Below are 19,330 nucleotides of genomic sequence, written 5' to 3'. Positions count from 1 at the left end.
CGGGGCACCCGCACGGCCATCTACCAATCGAGACGACCTCTTAGACGTCGTTTCCTTTGGTGGCTGTTGAATGGCGCCGCCGAGAGACACCAGGCCGGAGAGGGGTCTCTGTGGCTGATCTGGCATGATCACCCCAAGCCGTGAAGGGGCGACATGACCATTGACGACAGAGCCGACCCGGCGCAGATCATCGCCCGAGTAGGCAACTTCGCACCTCGCGAGCGCGCTCTCGAGGTGTGGATGTATCTCGCCACCAAGGCAGGGTGGACGGTGAGTGCCGTCCCGGACGCAGTACCGGACGCCGATGCGGGTGACTGCGGAGTCGTCGAGGTGGAGGGTCTGCGTTATCGGATCCGTCTCACTCCCCGAGTGAGGACGACGCTGGTCGATGACGCGGACGGCCGGATGTCGCAGCGTCCCGTATTTACACATGCTGCCTGGGCCGACCCCTTGTTGGAGCCGGACAACTCTGTGCCCTACCTCGGTCGCTGAGGCACTGACGCCTTGCTGAGTCGGCGGTGGCAGATCAGGGCTGCGGCTATGCCGACGAAAGCGAGGAAGTGTTCCGCCTTGTGTTCGTATCGGCGGTGCAGCCGGCGGCAGCCGGCGAGCCAGGACACGGTTCTTTCGACGACCCATCGATGACGGCCGAGACGTTGCGAGGACTCGATGCCGCGGCGGGCGATGCGGTGGCGGACGCCGCGTTTGCGGAGCCATCGGCGCAGGTGGTCGTAGTCGGAGCCTTTGTCGGCGTGGAGCTTGTCGGGGCGCCGTCGGCGAGGTCCACGCCGGGACCGGATCGGCGGTGTGCCCCGCACGAGTGGTTCAAGAACGAGACTGTCGTGCATGTTCGCGCCCGAGATGCCGAGCGAGAGCGGGAGTCCGTTCCGGTCGGTGATCAGGTGGATTTTCGATCCGCGCTTGCCACGGTCGGTCGGATTCGGTCCCGTCAGAAGCCCCCCTTTGCGGCCCGCATGCTGACGGAGTCGATCGCACCCCGCGACCAGTCCAGAGCACCACGAGCCCCGAGTTCATCAAGGATGACGCGGTGGAGTCGGGACCAGACCCGAGCCCGGCTCCACTGGGCGAAACGTCGGTAGACCGTCTGCCAGCTTGGGCCGAACACTGCCGGGAGCTGCCGCCAGGTGCAGCCCGAGGTCGCCACGAAGATGATCGCGGCCAAGGCTTCGCGGTCACCCGCTCGACGCCGGCCGCCGCCCTGCGGACGTATGACTTCCGTCGGCGGCACAACCCTCCGGAACAGTAGCCACAACTCGTCCGGCACCAGCCGCTCAACCAGGTCCGCCATGCACGGTTCAACGAACGATCGCACCAAAAGAAACGACGTCTTAAGCCGCGCTCACGCGGCACCGAAAGCTCCCGCCCACGAAGCGATCGCCGGCCAGACTTGGAGTACGCTGCCACGCCGGTCTGCAGTGAGCTGGTCGCCAATGCCGTCACGCACGCCACTCCGGGCCCTTCGACGAGCGACGACTACGGCGGGCCGATGAGCCTGTTGGCCTTGGAGCGGCCGAGTCCGAGGTCCACGCGCCCGGGAGACAGGTGGGCGAGGGTCCCGAACTCCTCCGCGATGACCGCCGGTCGGCGGGGGCCGGTCTGCACCGCGCCCGAGCCCACGCGGATCCGGCGCGTGCCGGCGGCCACCGCACCCATCAGTACGACGGGAGCGGCGGCGACGCTCGGGGGGAGGTGGTGCTCGGCGATCCAGTAGCGGGCGTAGCCCAGCCGTTCGGCATGCCGGACCAGGTCGACCGTGCGGTGCAGCGCCAGCGGGGGGCGAGGTCCAACACCGGCAGCCGGACGGTTCTTCGCGACGGCACTGCGGCCCACACCTCTCACAGTTCGCTGCCGGTCGGTGGCGTGCCCGGGGGCCGGATGCCGGACGGCAGGGCAGGGTGCGGATGCGGGTGTCGGCCCGGGACCGCGGGATCCGGCACCCGGCCCCGGGCGAAAGCCAGTGAACCAACCGTGCGGGGACGGCCACGACTGGTTGCGTCTCCGAAAACCGGCCGAGGGGCGCGACCTCGCCCTATGGGATCGACCTAAAGGGAGGCGACTGCCCCGGCGTCGAGGTAGGCCCACGCCGTCGTACCGGACCGCAGCACCACTTCGGACCGGGCGTAGTCGTCGACCTCATAGTCGTCCGCCGCGGCCAGTTCGGTGTCCGTGATACGGAACAGCGTGCCCTCGACAGCGTCGTCCTTCCGCGCCGAGGGGAGCACGCACGGATGCCGGTCGGTGCCGCTCGCCGCGATGACGTCCGGATCGGTGATCGTGACATAGCTGGTCGCATACCCGGGCAGCGCATCGGGCGTACCCGTGAGGAGCCGTCCGAAGCGGGCCAGTTGGACCTGCTCGGACTGCAGCGTGCCGTAGGAGAACAGCAACTGGTTGGCATCGGCGGTCATGGGGTGATGCTCCTTGCTTCTGCTGCCGGTTGACCCCCACGAACCTAGTAGATGCGACCACGGCGCGTGTGGGCGCCTACGGCGGCCCGCGGCGCCCTCACACCAGGTCCCGCCGCCGAGGCGCGGCCGCAAGAGAGTCGGCTCCTGAGCAGCCGTTCCGAGTGGCCGCACCCACGGCGACACAGGAAAAGCCATCGTCGATACCTCCAAGAAGGTGGCTGCACCCGCCATGCCCTTTGGCAGATGGAACAGGCATTTGCGAGGACATTGCTGGATATGTGCCGCAGATGCACAATGGAGAGAGGAGTCGGGTCGGCACATCACGTGCAGCCCGGTTGCCCGATGCACCGGGGTCGCTCGCGGTTTCGCGAACGTTCCACGACAGGAGGAAGGGAGGGCCGCCATGACCGTGGCACCCGAGCGGACGGACGAGTCCTTGCGGGCATGGGGGCCGGCGGAGGCCGCGCGGACGGCAGATGTCGTTTTCGCCGAGGTCGCTGCGCGGGACCTGATCAGCCCGGGCCGCACCGAATGCGAGGTGGAGGCCCGCATCGCGGAGGTGGCGACGGAGGTCTTCGGGCACGCACCACAGCCTGCGCGGCGGATCGTGCGTTCCGGCCCGCACACCGTTCTCCCGGGCGGCCAGGAGCCTCCGGACAGGGTGATCCGCCAGGACGACATCGTCGTCGTCGATCTCGGCCCGTTCCTCGCCCCGCACGGGATCGACGCCGCCCGGACCTTCGCGTTCGGCCGGGATACGGGCCGGAACCGGCTCGTCGAGGACCTGTGGACGCTGTCCGACGCCGCCCGTGGCGCCTTCCTCGCCGACGAGCGCGTCACGGGCCGACAGCTGCACGCCGCGGTCCGGACCCTCGCGGCCAGGGCGGGCTGGACGCTGGGCACCTGGCACGTCGGCCGCCTGACGGGGGAGGCACCGGGGACGGACGTTCCCGGGCTTCACCTCGCCCCCTTCGTCTGCCCTGCGAACGACGAACCACTGCGACGCAGCGTCCGCGGTGGCGGCGAGGCTCACTGGATCCTGGAGATCCACCTGGTCGACGCCTACCGCGGTTTCGGCGGGTCCCTCAAGCAGCTCCTCGGCACACCCTGACGCCCAGCCCGAGGCGTCGCTTTCCCGGGCACGGGGCGGGCCCCGCACCGGAAGGGGTCGGTGCGGGGCCCGAGGAACCTCGACGGCCGCACGGGCCGGAGGGTGCGTGGATCAGGCGGCGGAGAGGGAGATCTCGGTCGCCTTGATCAGCGCGACGACGGAGCTGCCGGAGACCAGGCCGAGGTCCTTGGCGGCGTCCGCGGTGATCGCAGCGGTCAGGCCTCCGCCGGCCACGTCGACCTTCACCGAGGCCATCGCCGGACCGGAGGCGACGTCGACGACGGTGCCGGGGATCTGGTTGCGGATCGAGACGCCGGAGACCGCGGCGGTGGCGAGGGAGACCTCGGTGGCCTTCACCAGCGCCGTGACCGCGGAGCCCTCGGCGAGACCCAGCTCCTTGGCCGCATCCGCGGTGATCGCGGCGGTGATGTCCTGACCGCCCTCCAAACGCACCTTCACCGAGGCCATGGCCTCACCGGCCGTGACGGAGGTGACGGTGCCGGCGATCTGGTTACGGATGGACAGGGTCATGAAAAACGCCTCACAAATTCAGAAACGAAACAACAGCCACGGGTGTGACCTGCGTCATGGTCGACAGTACCGGACGAGAAAACCCATTCGAGGTGCCCCCGTCGCATTCGCCAACCGAATGGCCGCAACCGCCTGGCGGATTCCAGCCGGGTCCAAGGACCCCACTTCCCCAGGACTAAAACCCACTCCGACCTGGCCTTTCGACCCTGATCATGCCACGCAAGCACCTGCTGGTCCCGGGCGTCTCATGTTGTGCAGATGCGGCACCTCCGATGGTTCAGTGGCAGCAAATCATCAATCGCCGCGCGGTTCCGAACTGCATTTGCGCCGACCGCCGATATCCCGACGGGGAGAAAACTTTTCGCCATGGCCTTCCTTCTCAGCACAACGCCGCGACGCCGCCGGAGCCTCACGGGTCTGATCGGCGTCGCGCTGCTCGCCCCGGTCCTGGCCGCGTGCGGAAACGACGACGGCTCGACGTCCGCGCCCCCGTCGGCATCCGGGTCGGGGGTGCCGCCGGCGAACCTGACCGTGCTCGCCGCCGCCTCCCTCACCGACGTCTTCAAGACCGCGGGCGCCGCCTACGAGAAGGCCAACCCCGGCACCAAGGTCACCTTCTCCTTCGCCGGCTCCCAGGAACTGGCCTCCCAGGTCCGTCAGGGAGCCCCCGCCGACGTCCTGGTCACGGCCGACACCAGGACCATGGACGGCCTGGGGGCGGAGACGAACGATCCGGTGGTGATCGCGAAGAACCGGCTCGTGATCGCCACCACCCCCGGAAACCCCCACAAGATCGGATCCCTGAAGGACCTGGCCGACCCCAAGCTGAAAGTCGTCCTCGCCGCACCCGAAGTACCGGTCGGGCGCTACAGCCAGGAAGCCCTCGACAAGGCCGGCGTCACCGTCAAGCCGGTCTCGCAGGAACCCAACGTCCGAGCCGTGCTGTCCAAGGTCGAACTCGGCGAGGCCGACGCCGGCATCGTCTACCAGACCGACACCACCGCCGCCGGGGACAAGGTGACGGCCGTCGGCATCCCCGACGACCAGAACGCCATCGCCTCCTACCCCGCCGCCCCCCTCAAGGACAGCCAGAACCAGACCGCGGCCAACGCCTTCGTCACCTGGCTCTCCGCCCCCGAGGCCCAGCAGATCCTCCGGCAGGCCGGCTTCCAGCAACCATGAGGGCCCACCGCGGCGCCGGGCCCCGCCCGCCCCTCGCGCTGGCCGCGCCCGCCCTGCTGGCGGTCGCGTTCCTGATGATCCCGCTCGTGGGGATCCTCGCCCGGACGCAGTGGAGCGAGCTCGGCGCGCACCTGACCACCCCCGGCTCCATCGAGGCCCTCAAACTCTCCGTCGTCGTCTCCTTCTGGGCGCTCGGGATCTCGCTGGTGCTGGGAGTGCCGCTGGCGTGGCTGCTGGCCCGGGTCGAGTTCCCCGGCAAGACCCTCGTACGGTCGCTGGTCCTGCTGCCGATGGTGCTGCCGCCCACCGTCGGCGGTGTCGCGCTGCTGCTCGGCTTCGGCCGACGCGGCCTGCTGGGACCCTTCCTGTACTCGGCGTTCGGAGTCACCCTGCCGTTCCACACCTCCGGCGCCGTGGTCGCGGCCACGTTCGTCGCGATGCCGTTCCTCGTCATCAGCCTCGAAGGCGCGCTCGGTGGGCTGCCGCCGGGCTATGAGGAGACCGCCGCCTCGCTCGGAGCGTCCCCGCTGCGGGTGTTCTTCACCGTCACCGTGCCGATGGTGGCACCCGGTCTGATCGCCGGGGCCGCGCTGACGTGGGCACGGGCGCTGGGCGAGTTCGGCGCGACGATCACCTTCGCCGGGAACCTTCCCGGCGTCACCCAGACCCTTCCCCTGCAGGTCTACCTGCTGCTCCAGGACTCCCCCGAGGCGGCGACCTCCCTGTCCCTGCTCCTCCTCGCGATCGCCATGGTCGTCCTCATCGCACTGCGGGGGCGCTGGACGTCCGGGCACGCGGTGCGCGAAGCCCACTACAGCGCGCCGACCGAGGACCCCGTCGCCGACACCCCCGAACCGGCCGCGGGAGTCCTGCCCGCGCCGGACGGCCGCTGGGCCCTGCACGCCAAGGTCACCGGCTTCAACCAGCTGACCCTGGCCGCCGAACCCGGCACCACCATCGCCGTCGTGGGTGAGAACGGCGCCGGGAAGACCACCCTGCTGCGCGCCCTGCTCGGCCTCACCCCGCGCGCCCACGCCGAACTCCGGCTCGGCGGGACGGAGGTGACCACCCTGCCCGTGCACCGACGCCAGGTCGCCTGGGTCCCGCAGAACGGAGCCCTGTTCCCCCACCTGACCGCCCTGGCCAACACCGCCTACGGACTACGCGCCCAGGGCGTCAAACGGGCCGATGCGCAGACCCAGGCGCGGGTGTGGCTGGACCGGCTCGGTGTCGGCCACCTCGCAGAACGCAAACCCGCCCAGCTCTCCGGCGGCCAAGCCCAACGCGTCGCCCTCGCCCGCGCCCTCGCCGCCCGACCGCGGCTGCTCCTCCTCGACGAACCCCTGGCCGCCCTCGACCAGACCACCCGCGCCCGCGTGCGCCACGCCCTGCGCACCCACCTCGCGTCCTTCGGCGGGGTGTGCCTGATCGTCACCCACGACCCCGTCGAAGCCGTCTCCCTCGCCGACCGCGTCCTCGTCCTCGCCCACGGGCACGCCCTCCAGGACGCGCCGCCCACCGAAGTCACCCGCAATCCGCGCTCGCCCTGGGTGGCCCGCATGCTGGGCCGCAACGCCTGGCCCGGCACCACCACCACCGACGGCGTCAAACTCGCCGCCGGCGGCGCCGTGGTCGTCGCCGATCCGGTCGCCGAAGGCACCGAGGCACTCGCCATCGTCGCCCCGGAAGCCGTCGCCCTGCACCGGCAGAAGCCGGCGGGCAGTCCGCGCAACGTGTGGCCCGGCACCGTCCGCGAGATCACAGCCTCCGGCAGCCGGCTGCGGATACTGGTCACCTCCCCCGAGATCGCCGACGTCGTCGCCGAAATCACCCCCCACGCCGCCGCCGAACTCGGCCTCGCCGACGGAACCCACGTGTGGTGCAGCGTGAAGGCCACCGAGATCACCCTGGTCACCCTCTGAACCAACAACCCGACCCCGGGTCCGGCGTCACGACAGCAGCCCTGCCGTGCGTTGACCGGCTCAACGCAACCGGCCGGTGATCGGCCAAGACACTTGCGCAGGCCGCCGACCTGTCCACGAAACGGAAGTTCCCGCGCTGCAGTCGCCGCGACCAGCGACCCGGGGCTCAACGAGAGGGACGGTGCCCGCTCCCAGTGGCAGGCGGAGGCGGTCGTCGCGGCCCAGGGCGCATTCCTCGACGCCTGCCGGGAGGACCTGTCGTACGCCGCGAAGCGGTGGCAGGTGGTGCGCCGCCACAAGGAGCGGCGCTTCCTCCGTGACCAGGCAGTCAGCCGCTGACAGAGGCCCACCTGTGGATCACCCCGTCCGGATGGAAGGCCGTCCGAGCGCCACGCCGGTTCCCCGGCCTCGGTACGGCCGTGGGGTCTCCTGTCATCGATCTTTCAGAGGACTTGCACAGCCTTGGCGCGGGCCGGCCGGGCTGCCGGCCCTGTCCAGGAGAATCTCAAGGCCGGCGGAGAAAGAAGCGGTCCGCCGCAGCCGTCCGTCAGGCGCGGGCCCGTTCGTGGCAGTCGGCTGCCGGGCGTCCTTCTCCGACGTGAACCTGGGTACCCGCATGGAAAGAAGCGGCTCGCCGCTGGGTCCTGTTTGACGGGCCGGAACCTCCGATTCGACGTTGCGAACGGCGTTCGCCTGTACGTACGGTGTGCGCTCCGTGATCACGGGGCAGCGGGCCGGTCCAGGGTTCGCTTCACAGTGGGGGCCTTGGCGGAGCGAGTCTGCAGCTGCCGCCGGGTCGGCACGGTGGATCACACAGCGTGTTTCAGCACGGCGGCAGCGGACGGAGTACGTGGACGGTACTGACCATTCGTTCTCGGCTACAGACCTCTCTCCGCCCGCACCATCACAGCTCCACCGCATAAAAATGGGGGTACACCTTGCACGTCCAGCTCCTGGGGCCGGTTCGGGTCTCGGCGGGGAAGCCGGGAATACTGCGCCTGCTCCCCTCCACCAAGATGCGCCACCTGCTGGCTCTTCTCGCCTGGCAGCCCAACTCCTTCATCCCGGACGAGGACGCGGCCACACAGATCTGGGGTGAGGAGCTCCCGAAGGACCCTCGCGCAGCCCTCTACACGTCGGCGTGCCGCCTGCGCCGCCTGATGGGGACCAGCGTGCGGGAACGGCAGTCCCCGGCCTGTGAGGTTGTGCGCCGAAACGGCGGATACATGCTCGTCACCGAGCCCGGGCACGTGGACCTGCACGGCATGCGGCAGCTTGTACGTGCCGGCCGGTCGGCACAGTACGCGGGTCGGCAGGAGGAGGCCTATCGACTGTTCGAACGGGCGCTCGCATTCGCCGACGGTGTACCGCTGGCCGACCTGAACTCCTCGTGGGCCGACCGTGTCCGCTGGTCCTTGGAGCTGGAACTCCTGGCGACTCGTCTCCAGCACGCGAGGCTGGCCATTGCGTCGGGCAGAGCCGCCGAGGTCCTGCCCGCTCTGCTGGAACTCGCCGACCGGCACCCGCTGGACGAGGCCGTGGCCGATGCCCTGGTCCGGGCGCTCTACCTGTCGGGCAGACAGGGCGACGCGCTCGACCGGTACCGCCTCGTCCGCGCGACGCTCATCGATCAGCTCGGGCAGGAACCCGGAGTCGGCCTGCGCGATCTCCACGATCTGGTGCTGCGCCGCGATCCCGCCCTCAGCGCGGTGATCCACAGCGTCCTGCCTTGACCCGGGTCATAGCTTGCGCAAGACGCTGCCGAGCACTCGTTCGTAGGGGAAGAACCCGCACTGCCGGGAGTCGAAGCTGACTCGAGCGTGGTCACCGAGCAGGTAGAGGGAGTCCTTCGGTACGCGTGACGTCGTGCCGGCGTCGGGTGTCCCGCCGGGTGACGGCACGACGTCACCCGGCACGGCCGCCACTCGTTTGATCAGCCAGGTCCGGCCGTCGGCTCCTTCGGCCGGACTGCCCAACCCGGCGGCCGTGCGGGCCCAGTGCGGCTCGCCGGCGGCCGGGCGTTCCACGACGACGATGCCTCCGCGCCCGGGCACCCGGCCGCGCCGCACCAGTACCCGTTCACCGGGCTGGTAGGCGGGCTGCATGCTCAGCCCGTGGACGGTCACCACGACGAGTGTCCGCCGCAGCCGGCGCAGGCCGGCCACGGCGCCGGCGGCGGCACATGCCGTCACCGCGCATGCGAGGGTGGTGCCGAGGGCCGTCATACGGGCAGTTCCTCCTGACGGTATCCGGATGCCTGAAGGGTGAAGAGGCGTGCGTAGACACCGTCTTTGGCCATGAGATCGAGGTGACGGCCCTGCTCGGCAACGCTTCCGTCGGCCATGACCACGATGTGGTCGGCTTCCCTGACGGACCCCAGGCGGTGTGATATCAGTACGCTGGTCCGGCCGCCGCGCAGCCGGGTGAGAGCGGTGTGGATCTCGTACTCGGCTTCGGCGTCGAGTCCTGCCGACGGCTCGTCCAGTATGAGGAGGTCGCGGTCGGCACGCAGGAAGGCCCGTGCGAGCGCCAGGCGTTGGCTCTGGCCGCCCGAGAGCATGACCCCTGCTTCGGTATCCGCCTCGCCGAGGTCCTGGCCTGCGAAAAAGGTGCGGGAAAGCAGCGTTTCATAGCCGTGGGGGAGTTCACTGAGCGTTCGGTGCACGCCGGCCCTGCGGGCGGCCTCCTCGATTCTTGGAAGGTCGTCCACGGCGGACAGGTCGCCGAGCGCGATCGCTTCACGGGCGGGCAGGTCGTAGTGCATGAAGTCTTGGAAGACTGCTCCCAGTCGGTCCCGTAGGGCCGCGGGGTCCACCTCCCGGATATCGACTCCGTCCCAGAGGATCTGTCCTTCGGTCGGGTCGTAGAACCGGCAGAGCAGCTTCACCAGCGTCGACTTCCCCGCGCCGTTGAGCCCCACGAGGGCCACGGCCTGACCGAAGGGGATGGTGAAGCTGACATGCCGCAGCACCCACGGATGCTCGGGCCCGTACCGGAAGGAGACATCACTGAACTCGATGCCCCGCGAAAGACCGGGCAGCATCCGGGGAGTGGCAGGCGCAGGCAGATCCGGTTCGGCCGCGGTGACTGCCCGGTAGTGCTCGAAGAGCTCCAGTGCCTGGTGAGTCCGGCCCGTTTCGGCCGCCAGGAGCGCGGAGGCACTCTGGACGCCTGCCACAGCCGCTACGAAGATCGCTACGTCTCCGGCGGAGAGCGTTCCGGCGACCGCGGAGCTCACAGCCCACAGCAGGCCGGCAGCTGCGACGCACGCGGCGAGGACGGCAAGAGCGGACTGGGCGAACACCTCCCGCCGGTCCTCCCGCCGGATGACGGTGTCGGCGGCCCTCCGCTCACACTGCATCCGGCCGAGGAAGTGGCCGGCGATGCCCAGGAGGCGGATCTCCTTGGCTGCGGCCACGCTGGTCAGTAGTTGGTCGTAGAACAGTTCCCGCCGTTCGGCCGGGCCGATGGTCCACAGGGCGCGGGCACGGCGGCGTGCAAGCAGTACCTCCGCCACCAATACGGGAACACTGAAGAGGGCAACGAACGCCGTCATGGCGGGGGCGACGACGGTCAGCGAGGCCATGAAGCCCACCAGGGTGACCAGCGCGCCGACCGCACCGAGGAGTCCGTCAGTGGCGGCGCCTGGAGCGTGGCGCCCTGATTGCTTGGCCAGCCGGAGGCGGTCGAGGAAGGCCGGGTTCTCGAAGGGGCCGAGGCCGACGATGGTGCCCACGGCGCGGAACAGGCGGTTCTGGGCGAGCATGCCGATGGACCGGTCGAGCTCGGCGCGGAGGTAGGCGAGGGCGTGCGGGGCAGCCGCCTGTGCGATGCCTGCCACAGCCAGGCACGCGACGGGCACCGCGGCGGCAGCAAAGCCATCGCCCTCCGTGACCGCGTCCAGGGTCAACTTCGTCGCCCAGCCGACAGCCACGGGAAAGGTACTGACCAGGAGCACGAGGACGACGTGCAGGGCAACGAGCACAGGCGCGGCCGCGAAGGCGAGCCCGAACGCCGCCATGAGGGCACGGCCGGATCCCGGGGCGTGGCCGGTCGGCGTGCCGGCGCTGTGCTCCGCTTCGGAGTGCGGACGGAACATGTGGACTCAGCCGCCGACGGGGGCGGGCGCCGTGCGGGAGGCCTGAAGCGAGCCCGCCTGACGCAGGCGGGCGGAGCTGACCTCTGAACGCACCACCGTTCCCTCCGCAGAAACGACCAGATACGTGGGGAAGATGCTCACACCGAGCTCCGCGACGAGGTCGGCGCCGGGCCCAGGCCCGTCTGCCGACACGAGGGTGGCCAGGTCACCCAGTTCCCGGCGGTACAGGTCGGCCTCGGCCATGTCACCGTGGATCACCGCGAGCACCCGGTCCCGCGGCAGGCCCAGGTCCTGCAGGTAGCGGCGGTAGTCGGGCAGCTGTTCCTTGCAGCCGGCACACCCGACCGCCTGGAAACTGACCAGCCAGGAACCGTCAGTGCCGGCCGGCAGTTCCACGCGCTCACCATCCAGGTCGCTCAGCGACCGCCGCATTCCGATCACGGCGCCGACGGGCACCGTGTCCGGCCGCCTCCGGCTCAACAATCCCTCCTGGACCATCGGGTCCAGGAGCTTCTTCACCCTCAGAGCCACCGCCAGGGACAACGCGCAGCTCGCCGAGGCGAGTAGCAGCGCAAGCACGGACAAAGAGGTCAGCACAGGACGCACCTTTCAGGAACGCGGACTCAGAGGAGACCGGAAGAACAGCAGGACTTCAGGGAGGTACAGCAGAACGGCACCCGTGGCCGCGGCGGGGGCGGCGAGCACCACGTACTGGATGACCTGTGGCGCCCCGCTGCCGCCGGCCGCCAGGACGATGAGGAGAACGGCCGCCAGAACGAGCAGGATGGCGTTGCGCAGCAGGTGCCTCCACGAGGCGGCCTGTCCGCCGCTCCCGGCGCAACCACAGGCCGCCGAGCTGCCGCCGGCGATCAGCCGCGCGAGGTACGCGGTGAAAGTGATGAGCATGACGAGGGCCATGGCGGAACCCCACCCGGCGGAACCCGGATACAAGAGGGCCGCCGCCGTGAGCAGTTCGGCTGCCACGGCGCCGATGGCCACCACCCCCGGTTTGCCGGTCAGCACAGGTACGGTGGCACGCACGTGAGACCTGAAGGCGGCGAACCGGCGCACCTTTGGCAGTGCCGAGATGAGGAAGACCGCCGCGAGCGCTGTCTGGCCGAATACGAGTGCACTGGTCATGGTTCCGCCCGGGTCCGGGCTCCGGCTGCCGCACCGCTGTCGGACACGGCAGCCGGAGACTCAATGGTGGGAACGGTCTGAGGGCTTGTCGGCCCCGACCGTTCTAGGCGCAGCGCGCCCGGCAGTCCTCCCAGATGCAGCAGGTGATGCCGTAGACCTGGCCACCGCTCTTCTTGTAGTCCTTCCAGCACTCCTTGGCGCAGCCGGCCGCAGCGGTGGTCTGCGGCAGCACGGCGCCGACGGCCTTGGAGGCGAAACGGCGGACGATGCTCTTCATGTTGTGCTCCTCGTTGATCCGCGGCGAGGGGGTCCCCCGCCTCGACTTCTGAAGGCTTTCAAACGGCCATGTCAGGGATCTGTCGTCCACATGTCACCGGTCCGCCCCCGGCCCGCTCGTACCGGGCGGCGCAGAGCGCGGCGGAGAGCGCGAGGACGCCTCGCAAAGGATCGGCATCCCCTCTGCCGTGCAGGACGGGGGCTTCCGCCCGCCGTTCAGGGGGCGCCGGACGGGGTTCCCGTGCAGTGCGGGGGGACACTGTGCACATCAGGGAGCGCTGTACTCTCTCGGTGAACGTCGTGCGCATCCAGGAGGATTTCGTGACCGAAAAGGCGAACGCAGCCTTCGTGCCGTCCGTGTGGGTGCGCCCCACGCCCGCTCATCGGCTCCGGCCCGCACTCAGCCGGGACGTGATCGTCCGCGAGGCGATCGCGGTGCTGGACGAGGCTGGTTCGGAGGCCCTGACCATGCGCAAGCTCGGCGCCCGGCTGAACGCCGGCGCCACCTCGTTCTACCGGCATGTGACGAACAGGGACGAGCTGCTGGAGCTGGCCGTGGACGAGGTCCTCGGGGAAGTCCTGGTACCGCAGGGCGGCTCCCCCGACGACTGGCGGTCGGACGTCACCGCGTTCGCCGACGCATTCCGCGCCACCGCTCTGCGCCACCCGTGGCTGTGCGCAGAACTGGGGCGTGCGGGCATGGCGTACCTGGGGCCGAACCTGTCGGCCCTCACCGCGCAACTGACCGCCCTGCTTGCCGCTGCCGGATACCCCGACCCGCCCAGCGCGATCAACGCCCTGTACTCGTACGCCATTGGCATGAGTACCACCGAGTCCGCCTGGCTGAGCACGGTGGCGCGTTCCGGTCAGTCCGAGGCGGAGTTCCTTGCGCAAACCCTTCGGCCCGAGCCTGGTGTCGGCAGCGAGGACCTGCGCTTCGTCCAGGACCCTGCGGCCGTCCGCGACGAACACTTCGCCTCCGGGCTCGGTATCGTCCTCGACGGACTCTCCACCCGCCTCAGGCCTCAGGCTTGACGGTCCGAATCGATGCGCACTCCTACGGATTGACCCCGGAGAACGCTGAGGCAAGCTTGATGGGCCGAGGTCGGGTTCCGCGATGCGACCGGGTGTGTGGCCACTGTCCGATCAGGTGACGTGCATCGGCGGCGCGGGCGACGTGTAATCAGTTGCGCACGATGTTCCCCTCTGAGTACAGTGTGCGCGAAATGGGGTTCTGACAGTACCGAGCCGCAAAGACTCAAGCCTGGCCCGGAAGCGGTGAAACGGTACGGCGGCCGTACCGCCGAGAGACGCACCGAGGCGGGACGGGCCGTGGCCGGGCAACCGCAGTCGGCAGGTGACCGACACGATCACGTCCAAGTCCACGTCCACGTCTCCACGTTGACCCCAGTAGAACCCAGTAGACCCACGTCATTCTCTGTTCGAAGGATGCCCTCTGTTGCGCCCCACTCGTGCGACCGTCCTGCTCACCGCAGGTCTCGTCACCCTTCTCGGGACACCGGCCGCCACCGCCGCCGAGACCCCGTCCGCCCTCTACGTGAGCAGCCGGGAAGGGTCGAACTGCGCTGACTCCGGCCCGGGTTCGCAGGCGGTTCCGTACTGCACGATCTCGGCGGCGGCCAAGGTCGCCGGGCCGGGACAGACGGTCAAGATCGGGATGGGTGTCTACCCCGAGGCCCTGAATCTCGACCGCTCCGGCACTCCGGGCAAGCCGATCGTCTTCGACGCCGAGCTCGCCGACCGCATGCCCGCGATCTCCGTCACGTCGCTCACCATCACCGGTGCCTCGCACCTGGTGGTCCGCGGTCTCCAGCCCGCCACCGTCAGGGTCTCCGGGTCCGCCGACATCGAGCTGGACCGGCTGCGAACTACCGACGGCAGCGTGCCCGGCGTCATCATCGGCGGGGCGAGCACGGACGTACGCCTCACCCGCAGCCGCGCGAGCGACGTCCGGATCGAGGGCGGCTCCCAGCGCACGCTGCTCGGCCGCAACGAGCTCGTGGGATATGACGCACCACCGGTCACCGCGCAGGACGCGCCCGGCACCGTCATCACCAACAACAGGCTGGTCAACGACTGCTTCGCAGCCGCCTCGGTCATCGGGACCTCGACCGGATCCGCCCTGTTCAACAATGTGGTCTACGCGTACAGGACCGCAGCCGGGTGCCCGGACGGCGCGCCGGCCGCCGGCATCGAGGTGGCACCGACCGCGGCATCCGGAACCCGCGCCGACTACAACCTGCTGGTCGATGGCGAGACCAGCTGGCTGACGGCCTACAAGTGGGCCGGCGCCGTCTACGAGACCGCCGCCGCGCTCAAGGCGGCGACCGGCCAGGGTGAGCACGACCTTCTGGTCCCGTCCCCGATGCTGGTGGTCGACGGGAACGACGGCTCGCCCATCATCGACTCAGGGGACCCGACGGCTCCGGGTGTCCTGCCCACCGACGAGCGCGGCTTCCCGACCGCCGACGACCCGCGCCAGCCCAACACCGGCAAGGACGGCGGGTACATCGACCGCGGCAACCGCGAGACCCAGGACTGGCTGTCCCGTGCCTCCGTCGAGATCGAGGAGAACTGGGCCCCGGTCGGCACCACGGTCACGGCCAAGGTCGGCACCGACAGCAGATGGGGCGGGCTGACCTACACCTACGACTTCGGTGACGGATCGGACCCGGTCATCACCAAGGACCGCACCGCCACGCACGTCTACGCGAAGCCCTGCGAGTGCACCGTCAAGGTCACCGCGGCCACCGGCGTCGGCGTGACGGCCACCGCGGAGGCCACCACCAAGGTGACGGCGACCGGCCCGCTGACCGCGGGCTTCACCACCCGCGCGGTCCTGCCGGACTCCGACAACCCGATCGGCTACACGCGCCCGCTGACCTACGAGTTCGACCCCCGGCCCGCCACCGCGGCACCCTGGCCCGTACAGCGCGTCGACGTGGACTTCGGCGACGGCACGTACGCCCACGGCGACCACATGGATAGCGCCTACACCCACACCTACGCCCGGCCCGGCGACTACAAGGTGACGTTCACTCTCAGGGACAAGAAGGGCGCCGTGAGCACGGTGACCCGCGACGTCCGCGCCGAGTACGCCCCCTCCGGCTACACGGCGGTCGAGCCGTTCCGCGTGCTCGACACCCGCCAGGGCGGCTCCCTCCAAGCCGGCAACCCGACTTCGGTCATCCTGCCCGTGGGCACCACGGACCCCAAGCACCCGCTGTCGGGCAGCATGGCCGCGGCCGTCCTCAACGTGACCGTCACCGACGCCACCCAGGACGCCCACCTCAGCGTCTGGCCCTCCGGCCAGCCCCGCCCGATCACGTCCAACGTCAACATCAAGGCCGGCGGCACCGCCTCCAACACCATCACCGTGCCCGTCGGCGCCGACGGGAAGCTCCTCGCCCAGCTCAACTCGGGCAAAGCGGCCCTCATCGTCGACTTCGTCGCCTACTACCAGCCCAACATCGGCCTTCGGTTCACGCCGCAGACCCCGGCCCGCGTCCTGGACACCCGTACCGCCGGCGGGAAGCTCGGTGGCGGCCAGACCCGTACGGTGAAGGTCGCGGGCGTGGCCGGCATCCCGGCGGACGCCACAGCCGTCGCGTTCAACCTCACCAGCACCGGCACCACCCAGAACACCCACGTCATCGCCTACCCGGACCCCTCCAAGCGCACCGCGACGTCGAACCTCAACCCCGAGCCCGGCGTCGACAAGTCGAACCAGGCCATCGTCCCCGTCGGCCCGAACGGGACCATCACCCTCTACAACAACGCCGGTGACACCGACCTGATCCTCGACGCCGTCGGCTACTACGCGAAGGACGCCAAGGGCCTCTTCACCCCGGTCGTGCCGACCCGCCTCGCCGACACCCGCACCACCGGCAAGATCGCCCCCGGCGCCGCCACCACCGTCGCCGGCATCCCCGCGAACGCCCTCGGCGCCGCCGTGAACATCACCGCCACCGACACCACCGGCCCCGGCTTCCTCACCGCGTACGCCGACGGCACGGCACGCCCCGGAGCCAGCAGCCTCAGCACCCGGCCGGGCGTCACCATCGCCAACCACGTCACCACGCCCGTCGCGGGCGGCCGCATCGCGATCTGGAACAGCTGGGGCGGCAGCAACCACGTCATCACCGACCTCCTCGGCTACTTCACCCAGAACTGACGGTCCGACAGCACTACCACCCGGAGCCCCGGCCACCGCGCGAAGCGACACAGGCCGGGGCTCCCCCATGGCCGGGACAACCTTCCGCACCCTCGAACTCCTGCCGGCCGACCGCCCACGGTGCGCATCTGGATTCCCGCCCCGACCAGCAGCCGCAGTACTGGCACGGCCCGGCTGTCCTGCCGTCCGGCAATCGAACGACGGGGTGAGGGAGGCGGCCTGCGGAGCCGGTGAAGCCGACGGCATCGGCATCGACGGTCTCAGAGTGCCGGACCTTCTCCCACAGCCGCTGGCCGCCGCGGTATGTGGACCTCCCCCTCTTGGCGACGATCCCCTCGATTCCTTGATCCTGAAGTACCTGGTACCAGGTCATGGCGATCTCAGGGTCGTCCGTCGCGGGCACTGCCTGGATGGGCGGACCAATGTGTTCGAAGAGTTCCAGCATGAGGCTGCGAGCTCCACGTACGGACGCCCCCGGACGTCGCCGATGCCCGGGTCGGGGTGTGCAAGGAGGTCGAAGGCCGCGAAGGTGGCGGGCAGCGCAGCAGCGAGTCATGGCACCCCATCAGAAATGGGAACAGAATCGTCCCGCCTCACCAACAAACGCTTCCAGTGCCTCTCGGGCCACTTCAGCAGTCCGGTTCAACTCGTCCACATCGCCAGCTTCCTCGATAGTGATACTCACATCGAACACAGCCTTCCCCTGCTGCACCAAGCCGTCAGGAAGGCCAGCAAGCTGTAACCGAAGCAGACACGCCCTACTGACCGTACGAGCCTGGAAGCAGGCATCTTTCGACTCACGGTACTCATCACTGTCACGCCCTCGGTCGCGCCTGGTGCTCCACCTCCAGATCTGCCGCCGCCGTAGTTCAGCAATCGACTCCACAAAGCTGCAGACGACATCCAGCTGCCTCTGCTGCCTTTGATGCTCTCTGTCCCTCACCAACGCCCGTTCAGCGTGGAAACGCTGTATCACACCAGTCGCAACAGAACCTGCCAAAGTACCCATAACAGCAATGAGTGCTACCCATACGGCCTGCATACCCCCAGTCCACCATCCACACGAATGGGCCGGTAGAGGGCCTCACCCCCGCCGAACACGCCCGGGCCGTCGACGAGCGTCAGACCTCGCGCCACGACCCTTACCGGCCGCGCCCAAAGCACTTCCGCGGCGGCCCCGCCGAGGCACGCCACACATGTCGATTGGGTCGGCGGCCCGCACCCCGACAGGCACCATCCTCTGGCCGACCGTCCCGAACACCCCTCCGCCCGCTTAGAGCTGATCTCCTTTGGCGGATTGGGTAGGCCGCCGGTCGTGGTGGGGATTGTTGAGCGGCTGGTGCCGGATGAGTTGTGGGAGCCTGTTCCAGCAGGTGCTGCCAGAGGCTCCATCCCGGCCTCAAGGCGGTGGCCAACCTCGGCATGGTGACCGGGAGGTGCTGGCGGCGATTCTGTTCGTCGGTACGTCGGGCTTGTACTTGGCAGCAGCTGCCCACGGCGTCGTTCAGGCCGTCGGGGGCGACAGCCCACCGGCGGTTCTCCGAGTGGACGAAGGCCCGGGTGGCCCGGGTGTGGGCCAAGCTTCACCGCCTGGTCCTCGACGAACTCGGCGCTCGGGGCGAGCTGAACTGGTCCCGCTGCGCGATCGACTCCGTCAACATGCGGGCCCTGAAAGGGGCACCTCGCGGGTCCAAGTCCTGTCGACAGGGGCAAGTTCGGATCAAAGATCCACTTGATCACCGAGCGGACAGGTCTGCCCCTGTCCGTCGGAATCTCCGGGGCGAACCTCCACGATGGCCAGGCCCTCCAGCCTCTGATCCGGGGTATCCCGCCGATCAGGTCTCGCCGCGGACCCCGTCGCCGCCGCCCCGCGCAGTCGCGAAATCCGTCACCGCATCGCTCGCAAAGGAATCAAGCCGTCGAACCGGCTCGGCCGGCACCGATGGGTCGTAGAGCGAACGATGTCGTGGCTTTCGGGCCGCCATCGCTTACACAGACGCTATGAACGCAAGGCCGAACACTTCCTGGCGTTCGCAGGCATCGCTGCAGCCCTCATCTGGTACCGCCGCTTGGAGACGAACACCAAACCGACTCAAGAGCTACGGCAGAATGGCTCAAGTGAGCGAATCGACCGAGCAGGTGCAAACCACAGACCGTCTCTGGCGGGAATTCCACCAAAGACCGTTCCCCGACAGCCTGCGACGTCTCACCTTCGGGGGAACAGACGTATGGCTTATCAAGTTGGACATCGCTGGCTGCGTTCTTCGCTGGATCGACAACAGCGGCCCTCTCGACTCGAAGAACAGCATCCTCCTGCAGAGCCGCATCGAGGACCTGGACCGAGTCATCCCCGAGTTCAACGACCCTGTGGGAACACAGTACTGCCAACAGCTACACCAGCTTGCTGTGCTCACGTCAAGAGACCTATCCAGCACCAAATGAGAT

Annotated in this window: 18 protein-coding genes and 1 pseudogene; 9 read left to right on the top strand and 10 right to left on the bottom strand. The window is 69.3% G+C overall.

What is annotated here, in order from left to right:
• Nucleotides 1–153 precede the first annotated feature (153 nt).
• A complete protein-coding gene (locus AB0O53_RS01360) occupies nucleotides 154–492 on the top strand; it encodes a hypothetical protein (protein WP_365192598.1) in 339 nt (112 codons plus the stop codon).
• Here AB0O53_RS01360 and AB0O53_RS01355 read toward each other — a convergent pair.
• From AB0O53_RS01355 to AB0O53_RS01345, 3 genes are all read right to left on the bottom strand, one after another.
• A protein-coding gene (locus tag AB0O53_RS01355; protein ID WP_435886569.1) for an IS5 family transposase occupies nucleotides 477–1,309 on the bottom strand; the annotation gives its coding sequence in 2 pieces (ribosomal slippage) (nucleotides 477–959 and nucleotides 962–1,309; 831 coding nt in all). The genes AB0O53_RS01360 and AB0O53_RS01355 overlap by 16 nt on opposite strands.
• Nucleotides 1,310–1,494: 185 nt before the next feature.
• Nucleotides 1,495–1,851: an LLM class flavin-dependent oxidoreductase gene (locus AB0O53_RS01350; RefSeq protein WP_365192594.1), complete on the bottom strand. Its 357-nt coding sequence runs from the start codon at nucleotides 1,849–1,851 to the stop codon at nucleotides 1,495–1,497.
• Nucleotides 1,852–2,063: 212 nt separating this feature from the next.
• A complete protein-coding gene (locus tag AB0O53_RS01345) occupies nucleotides 2,064–2,429 on the bottom strand; it encodes a gamma-glutamylcyclotransferase family protein (RefSeq protein WP_365192592.1) in 366 nt (121 codons plus the stop codon).
• A gap of 403 nt (nucleotides 2,430–2,832) precedes the next feature.
• On the opposite strand from AB0O53_RS01345, the gene AB0O53_RS01340 reads away from it, so the two are divergent.
• Nucleotides 2,833–3,540: a M24 family metallopeptidase gene (locus AB0O53_RS01340; RefSeq protein WP_365192590.1), complete on the top strand. Its 708-nt coding sequence runs from the start codon at nucleotides 2,833–2,835 to the stop codon at nucleotides 3,538–3,540.
• Nucleotides 3,541–3,651: 111 nt separating this feature from the next.
• Here the strand turns inward: AB0O53_RS01340 and AB0O53_RS01335 are convergent, their stop codons facing one another.
• Nucleotides 3,652–4,071 (bottom strand): TOBE domain-containing protein, encoded by a 420-nt coding sequence (locus tag AB0O53_RS01335; protein WP_350988705.1) that lies wholly within the window; start codon nucleotides 4,069–4,071, stop codon nucleotides 3,652–3,654.
• A gap of 366 nt (nucleotides 4,072–4,437) precedes the next feature.
• Between AB0O53_RS01335 and modA the strand changes: the two genes are divergently transcribed.
• From modA to AB0O53_RS01320, 3 genes are all read left to right on the top strand, one after another.
• Nucleotides 4,438–5,253 carry a molybdate ABC transporter substrate-binding protein gene (modA, locus tag AB0O53_RS01330; protein ID WP_365192588.1) on the top strand — a complete coding sequence of 272 codons (816 nt, stop codon included), beginning with the start codon at nucleotides 4,438–4,440 and terminating at the stop codon, nucleotides 5,251–5,253.
• Nucleotides 5,250–7,175, top strand: coding sequence for an ABC transporter permease (locus AB0O53_RS01325; RefSeq protein WP_365192586.1), 1,926 nt, complete (start codon nucleotides 5,250–5,252; stop codon nucleotides 7,173–7,175). The genes modA and AB0O53_RS01325 overlap by 4 nt, the downstream gene beginning before the upstream one ends.
• Nucleotides 7,176–8,113: 938 nt before the next feature.
• Nucleotides 8,114–8,908: an AfsR/SARP family transcriptional regulator gene (locus AB0O53_RS01320; RefSeq protein WP_350988699.1), complete on the top strand. Its 795-nt coding sequence runs from the start codon at nucleotides 8,114–8,116 to the stop codon at nucleotides 8,906–8,908.
• Nucleotides 8,909–8,914: 6 nt separating this feature from the next.
• Here the strand turns inward: AB0O53_RS01320 and AB0O53_RS01315 are convergent, their stop codons facing one another.
• From AB0O53_RS01315 to AB0O53_RS01295, 5 genes are all read right to left on the bottom strand, one after another.
• The gene (locus AB0O53_RS01315) at nucleotides 8,915–9,400 is read right to left on the bottom strand and encodes a S26 family signal peptidase (RefSeq protein WP_350988697.1); all 486 of its coding nucleotides are present in this window, start codon (nucleotides 9,398–9,400) and stop codon (nucleotides 8,915–8,917) included.
• Complete coding sequence (locus AB0O53_RS01310) at nucleotides 9,397–11,274, bottom strand: ABC transporter ATP-binding protein (protein WP_365192584.1); 1,878 nt, start codon at nucleotides 11,272–11,274, stop codon at nucleotides 9,397–9,399. Before AB0O53_RS01310 ends, AB0O53_RS01315 begins: the two co-directional genes overlap by 4 nt.
• A gap of 6 nt (nucleotides 11,275–11,280) precedes the next feature.
• Nucleotides 11,281–11,871 (bottom strand): TlpA family protein disulfide reductase, encoded by a 591-nt coding sequence (locus tag AB0O53_RS01305; protein ID WP_365192582.1) that lies wholly within the window; start codon nucleotides 11,869–11,871, stop codon nucleotides 11,281–11,283.
• A gap of 12 nt (nucleotides 11,872–11,883) precedes the next feature.
• A complete protein-coding gene (locus tag AB0O53_RS01300; RefSeq protein ID WP_350988691.1) occupies nucleotides 11,884–12,414 on the bottom strand; it encodes a MauE/DoxX family redox-associated membrane protein in 531 nt (176 codons plus the stop codon).
• Between the two features lie 103 nt (nucleotides 12,415–12,517).
• Nucleotides 12,518–12,691 (bottom strand): hypothetical protein, encoded by a 174-nt coding sequence (locus AB0O53_RS01295; RefSeq protein WP_350988689.1) that lies wholly within the window; start codon nucleotides 12,689–12,691, stop codon nucleotides 12,518–12,520.
• 320 nt (nucleotides 12,692–13,011) lie between these two features.
• Between AB0O53_RS01295 and AB0O53_RS01290 the strand changes: the two genes are divergently transcribed.
• Nucleotides 13,012–13,725 (top strand): TetR/AcrR family transcriptional regulator, encoded by a 714-nt coding sequence (locus AB0O53_RS01290; protein ID WP_365192579.1) that lies wholly within the window; start codon nucleotides 13,012–13,014, stop codon nucleotides 13,723–13,725.
• A gap of 424 nt (nucleotides 13,726–14,149) precedes the next feature.
• Nucleotides 14,150–16,885: a PKD domain-containing protein gene (locus AB0O53_RS01285; RefSeq protein WP_365192577.1), complete on the top strand. Its 2,736-nt coding sequence runs from the start codon at nucleotides 14,150–14,152 to the stop codon at nucleotides 16,883–16,885.
• A gap of 565 nt (nucleotides 16,886–17,450) precedes the next feature.
• Here the strand turns inward: AB0O53_RS01285 and kilB are convergent.
• On the bottom strand, nucleotides 17,451–17,894 hold the full coding sequence (gene kilB, locus AB0O53_RS38375; RefSeq protein WP_494517986.1) for a plasmid transfer protein KilB: 444 nt from the start codon (nucleotides 17,892–17,894) through the stop codon (nucleotides 17,451–17,453).
• Between the two features lie 288 nt (nucleotides 17,895–18,182).
• Here kilB and AB0O53_RS01280 point away from each other — a divergent pair.
• Together AB0O53_RS01280 and AB0O53_RS01275 are read left to right on the top strand one after the other, a co-directional pair.
• A pseudogene (locus tag AB0O53_RS01280) lies at nucleotides 18,183–18,957 on the top strand (IS5 family transposase); the annotation flags it as partial.
• Between the two features lie 46 nt (nucleotides 18,958–19,003).
• Nucleotides 19,004–19,327 carry a hypothetical protein gene (locus tag AB0O53_RS01275; protein WP_365193140.1) on the top strand — a complete coding sequence of 108 codons (324 nt, stop codon included), beginning with the start codon at nucleotides 19,004–19,006 and terminating at the stop codon, nucleotides 19,325–19,327.
• The last annotated feature ends 3 nt before the right edge of the window (nucleotides 19,328–19,330 follow it).

This window comes from Streptomyces erythrochromogenes, assembly GCF_040684695.1.
GTDB classification, from domain to species: domain Bacteria; phylum Actinomycetota; class Actinomycetes; order Streptomycetales; family Streptomycetaceae; genus Streptomyces; species Streptomyces erythrochromogenes_C.
Note: the sequence above shows the minus strand (reverse complement) of the source record. Positions and strands in the feature narration are given on the sequence as shown.

Excerpts from the sequence above, each read along its gene's own strand:
- AB0O53_RS01360 (WP_365192598.1), top strand. The coding sequence starts at position 154 with ATGACCATTGACGACAGAGCCGACCCGGCGCAGATCATCGCCCGAGTA.
- AB0O53_RS01345 (WP_365192592.1), bottom strand. The coding sequence starts at position 2,429 with ATGACCGCCGATGCCAACCAGTTGCTGTTCTCCTACGGCACGCTGCAG.
- AB0O53_RS01340 (WP_365192590.1), top strand. The coding sequence starts at position 2,833 with ATGACCGTGGCACCCGAGCGGACGGACGAGTCCTTGCGGGCATGGGGG.
- AB0O53_RS01335 (WP_350988705.1), bottom strand. The coding sequence starts at position 4,071 with ATGACCCTGTCCATCCGTAACCAGATCGCCGGCACCGTCACCTCCGTC.
- modA (WP_365192588.1), top strand. The coding sequence starts at position 4,438 with ATGGCCTTCCTTCTCAGCACAACGCCGCGACGCCGCCGGAGCCTCACG.
- AB0O53_RS01325 (WP_365192586.1), top strand. The coding sequence starts at position 5,250 with ATGAGGGCCCACCGCGGCGCCGGGCCCCGCCCGCCCCTCGCGCTGGCC.
- AB0O53_RS01315 (WP_350988697.1), bottom strand. The coding sequence starts at position 9,400 with ATGACGGCCCTCGGCACCACCCTCGCATGCGCGGTGACGGCATGTGCC.
- AB0O53_RS01310 (WP_365192584.1), bottom strand. The coding sequence starts at position 11,274 with ATGTTCCGTCCGCACTCCGAAGCGGAGCACAGCGCCGGCACGCCGACC.
- AB0O53_RS01300 (WP_350988691.1), bottom strand. The coding sequence starts at position 12,414 with ATGACCAGTGCACTCGTATTCGGCCAGACAGCGCTCGCGGCGGTCTTC.
- AB0O53_RS01295 (WP_350988689.1), bottom strand. The coding sequence starts at position 12,691 with ATGAAGAGCATCGTCCGCCGTTTCGCCTCCAAGGCCGTCGGCGCCGTG.
- kilB (WP_494517986.1), bottom strand. The coding sequence starts at position 17,894 with ATGGGTACTTTGGCAGGTTCTGTTGCGACTGGTGTGATACAGCGTTTC.